Source organism: Pigmentiphaga sp. YJ18, from assembly GCF_038066655.1.
Lineage (GTDB): Bacteria > Pseudomonadota > Gammaproteobacteria > Burkholderiales > Burkholderiaceae_B > Pigmentiphaga.
This window is the reverse complement of record NZ_JBBUKU010000001.1, coordinates 755,765-769,488: the sequence shown is the minus strand read 5'-3', so window position 1 is coordinate 769,488 and position 13,724 is coordinate 755,765. Positions and strand designations below refer to the sequence as shown.

Sequence of the window (13,724 nt, the reverse complement as noted above, 5' to 3'; positions counted from 1 at the left end):
GGTTACCCCCGTGCAGGAAACAGGCCCTGCGGCTTCCAGAACAGCACGGCCGCCATCAGGACATAGATCAGGATCGAGGCCAGCGTCGGCCCCAGGTTCGAGGCGACCGAGGGCGAGAACACCGTGCCCAGCGCGCCGGGCACCAGCGTGCGGCCGACGGTATCGACCATGCCCACCATGAGCGAGCCGGCCAGCGCGCCGCGGATCGAGCCGATGCCGCCGATCACGACCACCACGAAGGCCAGGATCAGGATGCTCTCGCCCATGCCTACCTGGACCGACAGCAGCGGCCCCAGCAATGCGCCGGCCACGGCGCACAGCAGCGCGCCCAGGCCGAACACCAGCGTGAACAGGCGCTTGATGTCCACGCCCATGACCGTCGCCATCTCGCGGTTGGACGCGCCCGCCCGCACCCACATGCCGACGCGCGTGCGCGCCACCACCAGGTACAGCAGCAGGGCCACCGCCAGGCCCACGCCTATCACCAGCAGGCGATAGGACGGGTACTGGATGCCGGCCAGGTCCACCGGGCCCGAGAACAGTTCGGGCAGCGCCAGCCGGCGCGGCTGCGGGCCCCAGATCATGCGCACCACCTCGTTGCCGATCAGGATCAGCGCGAACGTCGCCAGCACCTGGGACAAGTGGTCGCGCTGGTACAGCGTGCGCAGCACGGTCGTCTCCAGCAGCATGCCGATGGCCGCCGTGGCCAGCAGCGCCACCAGCATCGCCAGCAGGAACGATCCCGTGGGTTCCACCAGCGCGGCGGTCAGGTAGGCGCCGAACATGTACAGCGAACCATGGGCCAGGTTGATCATGTCCATGATGCCGAATACCAGCGTCAGGCCGGCGGCCAGCAGGAACAGCATCAGGCCGAACTGGACGCCGTTCAGCGCGGACTCGATGACCGTGCTCATGAGACGCCTCGTCCCGCCTTCGCGGCCAGCGCCGCCCCCAGTTGCCGGGCGAGCTGGCGCGAGGTTTCGTTCAGCAGGTTGCCGCCGGCGTCGAAGGCATGCTGGGCCTGCGGCAGCAGCACTTCGTCGGGCAGGACGATCGCGCCCATCTTGTTGAAGATGGCGCGCGCGTGGGTCACGGCGCGGATGCCGCCGAAGGGGCTCATCGAGGCCGCCAGCAGCGCGACCATCTTGCCCCGGTAGGGCAGCAGCCCGTCCTCGCCGTTGATCGGGCGCGAACACCAGTCCAGCGCGTTCTTGAGCAGGGCGGTAATCGATCCGTTGTACTCGGGCGTGGCGACCAGCAGGGCGTCGTGCCCGGCGATCAGGCCGCGCAAGGCCAGCGCGTTGTCGGGCACGCCCGACTGCATTTCGTCGTCGCCGTCGTAGATCGGCATGGGATAGTCGCGCAGGTCGACCTGCGTGACCTCGGCGCCGGCCGCGCGGGCGCCGTCGGCGGCCACCGCCAGCAGCAGCTTGTTCAGCGACGCGCCGCGCGAGCTGCCGGCGAAGGCGAGTATCTTGGGAGTTGCCATGGTGGAATCCTCGTGATCCGGTCAGGGGTTCTTCATCTTGCAGGCGCCGGCATAGCTGTCGGTGTGCGCCGTCATGATCTTGCCGACCGTCTTGTTGGTGACGCGGCCCGACTCGTCCTTCTGCACCTCGCGCAGATAGAAGTCGTTGATCGGGAACTGGTTGGTGTTGAACTTGAAGGCGCCCCGCACGGACTCGAAGCGGGCCGCGGCGATGGCGTCATGCAGCGCGCGCTTGTCCTCGATCTTCCCCTTCACGTCGGCCACCGCGCGGTCCAGCAGCCGCACCACGTCGTAGCCCTGGAAGGCGTACATCGACGGCAGCCGGCCGTAGCGCTGCTGGAAGCGCGCGACGAAGTTGCGGTTGGCGGCATTGTCCAGGTCCCATGCCCAGTGCGACGAGTTCTGCAGGCCGACCATCGCCTCGCCCAGCGCCTGGATGGTGTCCTCGTCGGCGGAATAGCCCGGCACGAAGTACGGCACTTCGCTCGCCAGTCCCGCTGCGCGGAACTGCTTGATGAAGTTGATGCCCATGCCGCCGGGCAGGAAGAAGAACAGCGCGTCGGGCTTCTGGGCGCGGATCCTGGCGATCTCGGACGCGAAGTCCAGTTCGCCCAGCTTGACGTAGATCTCGTCGGCCACGCTGCCCTTGAAGGTGCGCTTGAAGCCTTCCAGGTTCTCCTTGCCGCCCGTGTAGTTGGGCGCCATGATGACGACGCGCTTGTAGCCCTTGTCGCTCATGTGGCGGCCCATGGCCTCGCTCTGGCCATCGTTCTGCCAGGCCAGCCCGAAGAAGTACGGGTTGCACTGCGCGCCGGCCAGCGAGGCGGGGCCCGCCGCGGCGCTGATGTAGAACGTCCTGGCCGCGAAGGTGGGCGCGCCCACCGCCATCATCACGTTCGAATACACCACGCCGGTCATGAAGTCGACCTTGTCGCGCTTGATGAACTTGTCGGCCAGCTGCTTGCCGATGCCGGGGTTGGCCTGGTCGTCGCCTTCCACCACCTCGACGGGCAGGCCGCCCATCCGGTTGCCGGTTTCATCCAGGCCGAGCCGGAACCCGTCCCGGATTTCCGTCCCCAGCGCCGCCAGCGGTCCCGACAGCGTGCTGATGAAACCTATCTTCACCTTGTCCGCGGCGTTGGCGGACATTCCCAATAGCATTGCGAGCGGCAATGCGAGCCATTTGACGTGCATGATGGATACCCCTGGATGTGGAACGTTGAGATGGGAACCGGGGTGCTGCAAGCAAGGCGCCGTTCAGGGCGCCGAAGGCGGGTTCCTGTATTCGATCTGGCCGTCGGGCAGGAAGAACAGCATGGTGACCATGCCGCCCGTCACGGTCGGGAAGTGCGAGCTGTCGGGGGGAAATACCTTCCAGCCCGCGCCGGCGCCGCAGAAGCGGCCGGTTTCGTCCACGGGGCCGATCATGTTGATCTCGCCCAGCGGGTGCCGGTGGTAGTGGCCCGGCACGTCGCGCAGGCAGCCGCTTTCCACCGTGAATCCATCCGTGTCGGGCGAGGCATGCGCGATCCGGCCCCGCCGGTAGTCCGGGCCGTCTATCTCCGCATAGCAGGACCAGCCCTCGCCCATGCCGCGGCGCAGCAACGCCAGCAGGCGGGCATAGCCTTCGGTGTGCGCGCCGTAGCGCTCGTTCAATGCGGCTTCCAGTTCGGGGCCGAGGGGACGGCCGCCGATGAAGTCCAGCAGTTCCCTGACCGCCTGCATCATCTCGGCCTTGCTGGGGCCGGTGGGCAATTCCGATTGCGTGTTCATCGCTGCTACCTGTACGTGTGAGTCCACCTGCATGTCGAGCGAATGCTAGGCACTATCGTCCCCTGGCACTAGGAGCGCCGGCCGTATAATCGTTCGTAGAAAAAGTATGGAAGCGCGGCCCGCCGCCGGCGTATCCTGGGAAGCTCGCCATGGATCTGATTTCCTCGCTCCTCGCTTTCCTGCGTGTCGCGGAAACCGGCTCGTTCTCGGTGGTCGCCAACGAACGCGGCGTCACCCAGCCCGCCGTTTCCCGGCAGGTGCGCGCGCTGGAGGAACACGTCGGCATGCGGCTGGTCCAGCGCAGCACGACCGGCGTGGCCCTGACCGAGGAAGGCCGCAACCTGCTGCCCGCGGCCCGCAGCCTGGTCGAGGCCGCCGAAAGCCTGAGCGTCTCCGCCAGCCCGGACCAGGCCCGGCCCACCGGCAAGGTCCGGCTCAGCCTGCCGGCACCGCTGGCCCTGCACATCTGCAATCACGCGCGCGGCCTGCTCGACAGCCATCCCGGCCTGAGCCTGGACATGGTGGTGCGCGACAGCACCAGCAACCTGATCGAGGACGGCCTGGACCTGGAAGTGCGCCTGGGACCCATCGACGACAGTTCGCTGATCTCGCGCCGGGTGGGCATGACCTCGGCCTTCCTGGTGGCCGCGCCGTCCTACCTGGCCGGCCGGCCCGCGCCCCGGTCTCCGCAGGACTTGCGCCACCACGAGTGCGTGGTCTACAGCCGCTGGGGCAAGGACGACACCTGGTGGTTCGAGGCAGCCGAGGGGCAGTTTTCGGTGAACGTGCCGTGCCGGCTGCGGGCCAACAATGCGTCGGCCGTGCACCAGGCCGTGCTGGGCGGCAACGGCATCGCCATCCTGTCGCACCTGATGGTGGCGGACGACCTGCACGCGGGGCGGCTGGTCTCGCTGCTGCCTGACTTCCCGCCGGCGCGCCTGCCGCTCTACATCGTCTATCCGTCGCGCCGCAACCTGCCGCTGCGCACGCGCGTCGTCATCGAGTTCATCGCCGATCTGCTCAAGGCCGATCCGGCCATGCGCGACAGGACGCCATGGCCGGGCCCGTCCGGCGGCCTGTCGCCAACGGGGAACGGGCAGGGCGCCGTGGGCGCGGCCCTGGCATCGGTGGATGCGGCCGGCCAGGGCGCCGACCGCCGTTAGGGCCTGTGCGAGCCTCCTTTTAGCGGGAGCAGGCCCTCAGGCTTCAGGCCCGCGTATCCACCAGCGAGCCGGCCAGGCTGTTGATCAGACGTGCATGCCGCCGTCGGCCATGAAGACGCTGCCGGTGGAAAAGCTGCCCTGCGGCGAAGCCAGGAACAGCACCGTCTGCGCGATTTCCTCGACGCGCGCGTGGCGGCCCAGCGGAATGGCTTCGTCCAGCATCCGGGTGGCGTCCCGTCCTAGTACCTCGCCCAGCCGACGCTCGATGTCCGCCTGGAAGTCGTTGGCGATGGGGCCGGGAGCGACGACGTTGACGCGTATGCCGCGGCCGGCGGCTTCCTTGGCGGCCACCCGCATCAGGCCGATCAGCGCGTGCTTGGAGGTGGCGTAGGCGCACACGCCGGGATCGGCCGTCACGCCCATGACGCTGGAAACGATGACGATGCTGCCGCCGTCGGCCATGCGGGGCAGGGCATGCTTGCAGGCCAGGAAGGTACCCTTGACGTTGACGGCCATGACGGCGTCGAACACGTCGTCGGGATAGTCGGCAATGGGCTGGATGGCGCCGTTGATGCCGGCATTGCAGACCAGCACGTCCAGCCGCCCCCAGCGCCGCAGCGCGTCGTCGACGTAGGCGCGGGCCTGTCCGGGATCGGTGACGTCGGCGGCGAAGGTCGCCACCCGGTCGCCGTGGCTGGCCGCGCGGGCGCGGGCGGCGTCCAGCGCGTCGGCATGCCGGTCCACCAGCAGGACGCGCGCGCCCTGTTCCAGCATGGCGAGCGCGCTGTGCAGCCCGAGGCTGCCCGCACCGCCGGTGACGATGCAGACCTGATCTTTCATGTTCATGAGTCGTGTCCTGGAAAGAGTGGGAAAGCCCCGTTCAGGGCAGCGGGCCCCACCGGCGGTCCGCCGCGCGCGGGCAGGCGGCCAGCAGCCGCTTGGGAATGCGGCCGTGGACGCCCTTGACGCCGTCGACCAGCTGGGTGATCTCGAAATCCACGGCCAGGCTGGCCAGCGCGTAGGCGTCGGCCTCGGACAAATCGCCGAAGTGCCGCAACACGGCCACCGCCTGCGAGACGGCCAGCTCGGCGGCGGCATCCAGGTCTTCGTCCAGGCCCATGGCGATGTAGTGCTCGTCGGTCTCGGCCATGGGCCAGCGCAGGCTGCGGGCCTTGTGCAGGGCGAAGCGGAACACGCCGGTCATCGAGGTCTCGAGTCCGGTCAGGTTCACCTCGCCGTGGCCCTGCGCCGCGTGCCCGTCGCCGACGAAGAAGTCCGCGCCCGCCACCTGCACCGGCAGGTACAGCACCGCTCCCGGCCGCAGGTCCTTCAGGTCCAGATTGCCGCCGAAGGGGCCGGGCGGGATCGAGGACACCTTGCGGGTGGGCGCCACGCCCATGGTGCCCATGAACGGCGCCAGCGGGATGGCGATGCGTTCGTCGAAGCGGGCCACGCCGCCCGCCAGGTCATGGCGCATCAGCTTGAGCCGCGGTTCCTTCAGCAATCCCGGCAGCGCGCCCGCGCCGGGGCGGGCGAAGTTGACGCCGTATGCCGGCTCGCGCGGCGCCACCGCCAGGATCTCCACCGCCAGCACGTCGCCGGGCTCGGCGCCTTCCACGCTGACCGGGCCGGTCAGGATGTGCGGGCCGATGTCCTTGGGCACGGTGCGCATGATCTCCAGCATCTCGGCCACCGGTCCTTCCAGGGGCAGGCCGTGATGCCCGAAGAAGGCCAGCGCCTCGTCGGGCGGCAGCGGCACGCCCACGGCGTTCACCGTGTCGATGCGTACCGTGTCGCCCGGACGTATGCGCAGCGCGGGCGGCACGTCCGGCCCCAGGAAACCCCACACCACCGTGCCGGGGCCGCAGCGCAGGACGTGGTCCGCCCTCATGTCCCCTGCCGTCATTTCCATTCGGGCTTGGGGAAGACCGCGGGCTTGACGCCGATGGCGCTCTTGGGCGAGATGGGCTGGAACACGCCCCCCTGCCACTGCCCCACGCTGGAGGCCTCGGCCCACAGGCGGTTGGTCAGCTTGACGGGGCCCAGCACGGTCTCGAAGCTGCCGGTGCGGATCTGCTCGGACACGGCCTTGCGGTCGATGGAGCCCGCGCGCGTGATGGCCTGCTGCAGGATCTGCAGGGTGGCGTAGGTGACGGCGCTGCCGTTGTAGTCCGCCTCCTGCTTGAACATGGCGAGGTGCCGCTGGCGGTAGTCGCGCGTGGCGGGTAGTTCAGCGCTGACGCCGCCCAGGCCCATGACGCCGTCGGCATTGGCGCCGAAGCGGCTCTTGAACATGGGGAACACCGTGCCGATCGCGGTGTAGAAGACCTTGGGGTTGAAACCCACGACCTTGGCCTGGTCGTTCAGCGACATGGTGTCGGGCGGATAGCTGAAGGCCAGGAAGGCCTCGGGTTCGCGCCGGCGCACCTCGTTCAGGATGGTCTGCAATTCCTGCGAGCCCAGCGGATAGCTCTGGTCGTAGACGATGTCGAACTTCGCCTTCTTCAGGCCCTCGCGCGCGGCCTTGGACAGCTCCAGTCCGAACTGGTCGGCCACGTTGACGATGGCGACCTTGCCCTTGATCTTGCCTTCCTCGCGCAGCCGCGTCAGTACGTCCACCACGCCGTTGGCGTAGTCGGTGGAGGTCAGCGTGAAGAAGAAGAGGTTGGACCAGCGTTCGCGCAGCTGCGGAATGCGGTCCGAGATCATCGTGGTGGCGAGGTGGGGGTAGTCGTGCTTGTGCAGGATGGGCGCCACCGCCAGGTTCATGGCCGTGCCCCAGGGGGGCAGGATGAAGTCCACCTTGTCCTGGTTGATGAGCCGTTCCACCGCGCGCACGGCCTCTTCCGAGTTGCTGCGGTCGTCGTATTCGAAGAATTTCACTGGCACGCGCTTGCCGCCGATCTCGATGCCGCCGGCCTTCTGCACGTCGGCCGCCCACATCTGGTAGTTGGGCAGCACGGTGGTGCTGGCTCCGCCGGCGTAGGCGCCGGTCTTGGAAATGGCGTAGCCGATGCGGATCTCGGCCGGGGCCCTGGACTGGGCCAGCGCCGGCGCAGCCAGCGCGGCGGCTGCGGCCGCCGCGAGCAAGGTCGCGAATTGCCTGCGTTGCATGATGTCGTCTCCTGTGTTTTCGTTATGTCGCATCGGCCACGGGGGCCTGGTTCAGCGGAACAGCGTGTCCACGTAGGCAGCGCCCATGCCGATCTTCTCGTAGTGCGCGCGGCACATCGCGATGTAGTCGTGCACGTCGAAGTGGCCGGTGGACTGGCCCTTCTCGTCCAGCCAGATCAGCGGCCCCTTCACGATGAAGAAGACCTTCATCGGCTGCTCGTGCTCGAAGGCCACCAGCGTATGGCCTTCGCCCGGGGTCTCGTAGACGAAGTCGCCGGCGGTGGCGATCCAGTCGTGCTCCAGGTAGCCCCACTTGCCCGAGATCGTGTAGGCGAACACCTCGTGCGGATGGTAGTGGCGGTTGACCAGCCCGGCGGCATCGGCGCGCAGGATGTCGCACCAGCGGTTCTCGGAAGGCGAGATCCACAGCGGCCGCGAGGCTACCGTGTCGGTGAAGGGGACATACCACTTCCTGTCGTCGGTGGGCGCGTTGCCGATGTGCACCTCGGGTCTGGCATCGGGCTTGAACACGTCGGCGATGGGAGCGATGTCGCGCCAGAATTCGTTGCCGGCGGTCTTGAGCATGGGGGCCTCCTGATCATTCATGGATCGTGTCAATGTAGCCAGCGCGCCGTCCGGCCGCTTGTCCCGGCGGGACGAGGAATTTGACTGTGCGCGACATGGCCGCCAGCGGGCGCGGGGGATCCCCTAGGGTCAACCCGGGCCGGGGCCCCGGGGTGGGCCGTGCTAGCATCGGCTTAAGTCGCGGCGCCGCCGCCATGTTGGACGCCATCCGCCCCGCCGCCGGGCGGCTCTCCCACGGGCACGACCATGAGCACGACCTTGTCCCCTCGCGCGCAGGCTTCCACCGACCAGGTTCCGTCGTCCCAGCGGCTGGCATTCTGGGAGTCGTACAACGCCTCGCAGCTGATCGGCCTGACCTGTTCGACCTACGACCCGCACGGGCTGCGCGCCCAGGGTCGCGTGTTCGACGCGGACGACGTCGCCTTCACCGAAATCCGCGGCAACCAGCACGTCATCGAGCGGACGCGCTCGCTGCTCAAGACCCATCCCAAGGATTCCGTCTTCGCCTGCATCCTGCTCGAAGGCGACGCTTTCCTGTTCCAGTCGGGCCAGTGCTACACCGTGCGAGCGGGCGACGTCATCGTCTATTCCAACGCGATCCCCTACCTGTACGGCTTCACCGGCGACATGCGCCAGATCATCGTCGAGGTCGAGGCCGACCGGCTGTTCCGGGGGCGGCGCGAGATGCGGCCCGAGGAGCCCATCCAGGTGGACAACCGGCTGCGCACCGGCCGGCTGCTGGCCAATACGCTGCGCACCATGGCGGTGGATTTCGTCGAGCGGCCGCGTGCCGACGCCGTGGCCGGCGTGGCCGAGCAGGCCCGGCACCTGCTGCGCGCGGCGGTGGATCCCGGCGCGGCGCGCGAACTGAACGACATGGCCGCATGGCGGCTGCTGCGCGCCGAGGCCTTCATTGCCGAACACCTGAACGATCCCGCGCTGGATGCCGAGAAAGTGGCGCGCGCCCTGGGGCTGTCCGTGCGGCAGCTGCACCGCCTGTTCGCCCACCGGGACCGCAGCGTCAGCCAATGGATATGGGACAGGCGGCTCGAGCGCGCCCACCAGGAACTCGCGGGCGAGCGCACCCGCAAGCTGTCCATCGGCGACATCGCCTACCGCTGGGGCTTCGCCAGCCAGGCGCATTTCTCGCGCGCCTTCCGCGGCCGCTACGGCATGACCCCCATGCAGCACCGGCGCGCCGGGCAGGCCTGAACGCCGGGCCTAGCCCGCCACCGGCGAGCCCAGCAGCCACAGCAGGAACGGCGCCAGCACCAGGAACACCACGGTCGAGATCAGCACCGCGCCCGCCGCCGTGTCGCCCATGTCGGTATAGCGGCGCGCGTACATGTAGCTGACCACCGCGCACGGCATGCCCATCTGCAGGGCCACGTTGCCGATCATGTCGGCCGGCAGCCCCACCAGCCACGCCGCCGCCGCGCCCGTGGCCAGGCCCGCCACGAGCCGGATGGCGCCGACGATGCCGCCCAGCCTCAGGCCGGCCGCGGGAATCAGCGCCAGCGCGTGGCCCAGCCCCAGCAGCATCAGCGGCACCGTCATGCTGCCCAGCAGCTGGGCCGACTCCATGATCCACTGCGGCGGCGTGTAGCTGAAGAGCCGGCAGGCCACGGCCAGCACGGAAGCGATCAGGATGGGGCTCTTCCACGCCGCCGGCATGCCGTCCGCGCTGGGCAGCGTGCGCACGCCCACGGTGTGCTGGATGAACGAACAGACGGCGAAGAACGCGATCGAGGTCGACAGGCCGGCATCGCCGAAGGCCAGGTGCGTGATGGGCAGCCCCAGGTTGCCCGCGTTCGGGAAGGTCGTGGTCTGGAGCAGCTTGCGCACCGGCAGCTTGCACAGCTTGAGCGCCAGCGCCGAGATGCCCATGCACAAGGCCAGTGCCAGCACCGTGGCGCCGGCCACCGTGGCCATGATCTCGTTGCTGAGCTGGGTCGTGACCAGGGTGTTGAACACCAGCGCCGGGGTGGTGACGGTGGTGGCCAGCACCGTGACGAACTGCGCGGGAAATGCGTGTCCCAGCTTGCCCCAGGTGGTGCCGACGCCGATGACCACCAGGAGCGGGGCCAGCAGGCTGAGGATGGAGAAGTAGATATGGAAGACGCCCATCAGGCGGCTCCTGGCGGGAGCGGGACGGGCGGGAATGACAGAGGGGATCGGGGCATTGCGGCGCGTGGGGGAACGGGGCGGCGGGCAAGGGTGTAACAGGACGGCGGCCGGGGCCGGCCGCGGATCCCCGCAAGGATAGCGCGAAACGGGAGACATTCGGTTGCATGCGCAACGCGCGCGGACCGGGGCGTGCCCACTAGAATCGATCCATCGGCATACCCGCGAAGAGGCTCACGATGACCGAAACGCACGAGGGCGGTACTCCCCTGAAACGCGTGATGGGGCCCAAGCTGCTATTGCTGTTCATCGTGGGCGACATCCTGGGCACCGGCGTCTATGCGCTGACCGGCCAGGTGGCCGGCGAAGTCGGCGGGGCGGCCTGGGCGCCTTTCCTGGCCGCCTTCCTGATCGCGCTGCTCACGGCTTTCTCCTACCTCGAGCTCGTCACGAAGTATCCGCGCGCGGCGGGCGCCGCGCTGTACGTGCACAAGGCCTTCGGGCTGCACTTCCTGACCTTCATCATCTGCTTCACCGTGATGTGCTCGGGGCTGACCTCGGCCTCGACCGCGTCGCAGGCCTTCGCCGCCAACCTGCTCGTGTCCCTGGGCGTCGACGCCAGTCCCGCGCTGATTACATTGGGCGCCGTGGGCTTCATGCTGCTGGTCATGCTGGTCAACCTGCGCGGCGTGTCCGAAAGCGTCAAGACCAACGTGGTGCTGACCCTGGTCGAGCTGAGCGGCCTGCTGCTGGTGATAGTGCTGGGCTTCTATGCGATCGCGGGCGGCCAGGCCGACTTCTCGCGTGTGGTGGCCTTCGACACGCCCGAGGACAAGAGCGTCTTCCTGGCCATTACCTCGGCCACCGCACTGGCCTTCTACGCCATGGTGGGCTTCGAGGACTCGGTCAACATGGCCGAGGAAACCCACGACCCCAACCGCATCTTTCCCAAGGTGCTGCTGACCGGGCTGGGGCTGACGGCCACCATCTACGTGCTGGTGTCGATCTGCGCCGTGGCGCTGATACCCGTGGGCGAGCTGGCTTCCAGCTCCACGCCGCTGGTGCTGGTGGTCAAGCGCGCCGCGCCCGGCCTGCCCATGGAGGTGATCATGCCCGTCATCTCCATGTTCGCGGTCGCCAACTCGGCGCTGATCAACATGATGATGGCCAGCCGCCTCTTGTACGGCATGTCGCGCCAGGGCGTGCTGCCGTCCTTTCTTTCGCAGGTGCATGCGCGCACGCAGACGCCGTGGTCCGCCATCCTGTTCACCACCGTGCTGGCAGTGGGCCTGATCGTGCTGGTGTCCGCGGCCAGCGACTCCGAGGCCATCCGCGCGCTGGGCGGCACCACGGCCCTGCTGCTGCTGGGCGTGTTCGCGTTCGTCAACGTCGCGGTGCTGCTGCTGCGCGCCGACCGTGTCGGACATCCGCATTTCCGCACCTGGACGCCGCTGGCCATGCTGGGGGCCGTGGTGTGCCTGTTCATGGTCACGCCGTTCACCGGCCGTGATCCCATCCAGTACGAGGTGGCGGGATGGCTGCTGGCGCTGGGAGTGGTGATGTGGGGCGTGACCTACCTGGCGCGGCGCCGGGAAGCGGCGCGCCTGGATCCGGAAAGCCTGGGCTGACCGCCTACTGTCCGCCGACCTTCTCGATCAGCGCCGCCAGGCGCTGCATCTCGTCCTGGTCCAGGTCCGTCAGCGGCGCGCGCACCGGGCCCGCGTCGTGGCCGACCAGGCGGGCGCCGGCCTTGACGATGCTGACCGCGTAGCCGGCGCGGCGGTTGCGGATCTCCAGATAGGGCAGGAAGAAATCGTCCAGCAACTGGCCGATGGTCTGCGCGTCGTCCTGCGCCACGGCGTGGTAGAACGCCATCGCGGTCTTGGGAATGAAGTTGAAGACGGCCGACGAATACACGGGCACGCCCAGCGCCTTGTAGGCCGCCGCGTAGACTTCCGCGGTCGGCAGTCCGCCCAGGTAGGCGAAGCGGTCGCCCAGGCCGCGGCGCACACGCACCATGGCCTCGATGTCGCCCATGCCGTCCTTGAAGCCGATCAGGTTGGGGCAGCGGTCCGCCAGGCGCGACAGCGCCGCCGGCCCGAGCCGCGAGTTGGCGCGGTTGTAGAAGATCACGCCTATGTCCAGCGACTTGCAGACCTGCTCCACGTGAGCCTCGATGCCGGCTTCGCTGGCCTCGGTCAGGTAGTGGGGCATCAGGAGGACGCCCTTGACGCCCAGGCGCTGTGCCTCTTGCGCATAGGCGATGGCCGTGCGCGTGGGGCCGCCGGCGCCCGCCAGGATGGGAACGCGCTTCTCGCACACCTCCACCGCCGTCTTCACCGCGGCCGAATAATCGGCCGGTGTCAGTGAAAAGAACTCGCCCGTGCCGCCCGCCGCGAACAGCGCGCTCGCCCCGTAGGGAGCCAGCCATTCCAGCCGGGCGGCATAGCCCTTGGGCGCGAAATCGCCGTTCTGGTCGAAATCGGTAACGGGAAACGAGAGCAGTCCCTGGGAAATCGTGGCCTTCAACTCTTGAGGGGTCATGGCGGTATCCGGTAATGGAAGGATCGGCAAGTGATATGTCGTCAGTCATCGTACAACTTAAAATGACAGAAGGCAACAGAGGCGACGCCGTGGGCCGCCCGTGCGGAATGCTATATGGTGGCCGCGGCCGCGTCGCCCTGGCCGGCGGCATAGGCCTGCCGCACTTTTTCCCGGCTCCGGGCCAGGTGGGTGCGCATCGCGGCATGCGCGGCGTCCCCGTCCTGGCGGGCGATGGCTTCGTAGATGGCCTGGTGCTCGCGATGCACGCGCGCCAGGTAGGCCCGCCGGTCGTCGCGCGCCAGCTCGGCGGTATCGACCCGTGTCCGGGGAATGATGGTGGCGCCCATCTGCGCCAGGATCTCGTGGAAATAGCGGTTACCGGTGGCGATGGCCACCTGCTGGTGGAAGGCCAGGTCCGCCGTGACGGTGTCGCCGCCTGGCTCGATCTGCGCCTCGAACGCCGCCAGCGTGCGCCGCAGCTCGGCCAGGTCCTGTTCGGTGCGCCGCTGCGCGGCCAGGCGGGCGGCCTCGGTTTCGACCGTGATGCGCAGTTCCAGTACCGCCATCACGTCCAGCATCGTGACCGCGTCCTTGGTGTCGAGCCGCAGCGGCGCCACCGGCGGCTCCAGCAGGAAGGTGCCGATCCCGTGCCGGGTCTCGACCATGCGCGCCGCCTGCAGGCGCGAGATGGCCTCGCGCACCACCGTGCGGCTGACGCCGTACTCCTGCATGATCTCGGCTTCCGTCGGCAGCTTGTCGCCGGGTTTCCACACCTTGCCGTGGATCTTCTCGGACATGAGCTGCACGAGTTCTTCGGACAGACTTCGTGTGCGGCCTATGGAACGCATGCGCTGTGGATCTTCCCTGCACGGATTGAGGGCCGGACGCGGCGGGCGGCCGGCAAGGGTGCATGGTACTACCTTGTGGCGCAT

The 13,724-nt window shown here is 68.6% G+C and carries 14 protein-coding genes; 3 read left to right on the top strand and 11 right to left on the bottom strand.

Annotated features, from left to right (window positions below; translation table 11 throughout):
* Positions 1–2: 2 nt before the first annotated feature.
* From WKR98_RS03780 to WKR98_RS03765, 4 genes are all read right to left on the bottom strand, one after another.
* Positions 3–914, bottom strand: a complete 912-nt coding sequence (locus WKR98_RS03780) for a branched-chain amino acid ABC transporter permease (RefSeq protein ID WP_341432111.1) — start codon at positions 912–914, stop codon at positions 3–5.
* Entirely contained in the window at positions 911–1,489 is a 579-nt protein-coding gene (locus WKR98_RS03775) for an NADPH-dependent FMN reductase (RefSeq protein WP_341432110.1), read from the bottom strand. Before WKR98_RS03775 ends, WKR98_RS03780 begins: the two co-directional genes overlap by 4 nt.
* 21 nt (positions 1,490–1,510) lie before the next feature.
* The gene (locus tag WKR98_RS03770) at positions 1,511–2,638 is read right to left on the bottom strand and encodes an ABC transporter substrate-binding protein (protein WP_341432109.1); all 1,128 of its coding nucleotides are present in this window, start codon (positions 2,636–2,638) and stop codon (positions 1,511–1,513) included.
* Between the two features lie 108 nt (positions 2,639–2,746).
* Positions 2,747–3,262, bottom strand: coding sequence for a 4-hydroxylaminobenzoate lyase (locus WKR98_RS03765; RefSeq protein ID WP_341432108.1), 516 nt, complete (start codon positions 3,260–3,262; stop codon positions 2,747–2,749).
* Positions 3,263–3,411: 149 nt separating this feature from the next.
* Here WKR98_RS03765 and WKR98_RS03760 point away from each other — a divergent pair, with 149 nt between their 5' ends.
* A complete protein-coding gene (locus WKR98_RS03760; protein ID WP_124691936.1) occupies positions 3,412–4,425 on the top strand; it encodes a LysR family transcriptional regulator in 1,014 nt (337 codons plus the stop codon).
* A gap of 84 nt (positions 4,426–4,509) precedes the next feature.
* Here the strand turns inward: WKR98_RS03760 and WKR98_RS03755 are convergent, their stop codons facing one another.
* From WKR98_RS03755 to WKR98_RS03740, 4 genes are read right to left on the bottom strand one after another with little or no spacing between them, the layout of a single operon-like run.
* Positions 4,510–5,271, bottom strand: coding sequence for an SDR family NAD(P)-dependent oxidoreductase (locus tag WKR98_RS03755; protein ID WP_341432107.1), 762 nt, complete (start codon positions 5,269–5,271; stop codon positions 4,510–4,512).
* A 34-nt stretch (positions 5,272–5,305) separates the two neighbouring features.
* Positions 5,306–6,316, bottom strand: coding sequence for an acetamidase/formamidase family protein (locus WKR98_RS03750; RefSeq protein ID WP_341432106.1), 1,011 nt, complete (start codon positions 6,314–6,316; stop codon positions 5,306–5,308).
* An 11-nt stretch (positions 6,317–6,327) separates the two neighbouring features.
* Positions 6,328–7,539, bottom strand: a complete 1,212-nt coding sequence (locus tag WKR98_RS03745) for an amino acid ABC transporter substrate-binding protein (protein WP_341432105.1) — start codon at positions 7,537–7,539, stop codon at positions 6,328–6,330.
* A gap of 51 nt (positions 7,540–7,590) precedes the next feature.
* Entirely contained in the window at positions 7,591–8,124 is a 534-nt protein-coding gene (locus tag WKR98_RS03740; RefSeq protein WP_124691932.1) for a 2,4'-dihydroxyacetophenone dioxygenase family protein, read from the bottom strand.
* Between the two features lie 246 nt (positions 8,125–8,370).
* Between WKR98_RS03740 and WKR98_RS03735 the strand changes: the two genes are divergently transcribed.
* Entirely contained in the window at positions 8,371–9,336 is a 966-nt protein-coding gene (locus WKR98_RS03735) for a helix-turn-helix domain-containing protein (RefSeq protein WP_341432104.1), read from the top strand.
* Between the two features lie 9 nt (positions 9,337–9,345).
* Here the strand turns inward: WKR98_RS03735 and WKR98_RS03730 are convergent, their stop codons facing one another.
* Positions 9,346–10,254, bottom strand: a complete 909-nt coding sequence (locus tag WKR98_RS03730; protein ID WP_370283076.1) for an AEC family transporter — start codon at positions 10,252–10,254, stop codon at positions 9,346–9,348.
* Between the two features lie 233 nt (positions 10,255–10,487).
* Here WKR98_RS03730 and WKR98_RS03725 point away from each other — a divergent pair, with 233 nt between their 5' ends.
* The gene (locus tag WKR98_RS03725) at positions 10,488–11,876 is read left to right on the top strand and encodes an APC family permease (RefSeq protein WP_341432103.1); all 1,389 of its coding nucleotides are present in this window, start codon (positions 10,488–10,490) and stop codon (positions 11,874–11,876) included.
* Positions 11,877–11,880: 4 nt separating this feature from the next.
* Here the strand turns inward: WKR98_RS03725 and kdgD are convergent, their stop codons facing one another.
* Together kdgD and WKR98_RS03715 are read right to left on the bottom strand one after the other, a co-directional pair.
* Entirely contained in the window at positions 11,881–12,792 is a 912-nt protein-coding gene (kdgD, locus tag WKR98_RS03720) for a 5-dehydro-4-deoxyglucarate dehydratase (protein WP_341432102.1), read from the bottom strand.
* 110 nt (positions 12,793–12,902) lie between these two features.
* Positions 12,903–13,640: a FadR/GntR family transcriptional regulator gene (locus tag WKR98_RS03715; protein WP_341432101.1), complete on the bottom strand. Its 738-nt coding sequence runs from the start codon at positions 13,638–13,640 to the stop codon at positions 12,903–12,905.
* Positions 13,641–13,724: the final 84 nt, after the last annotated feature.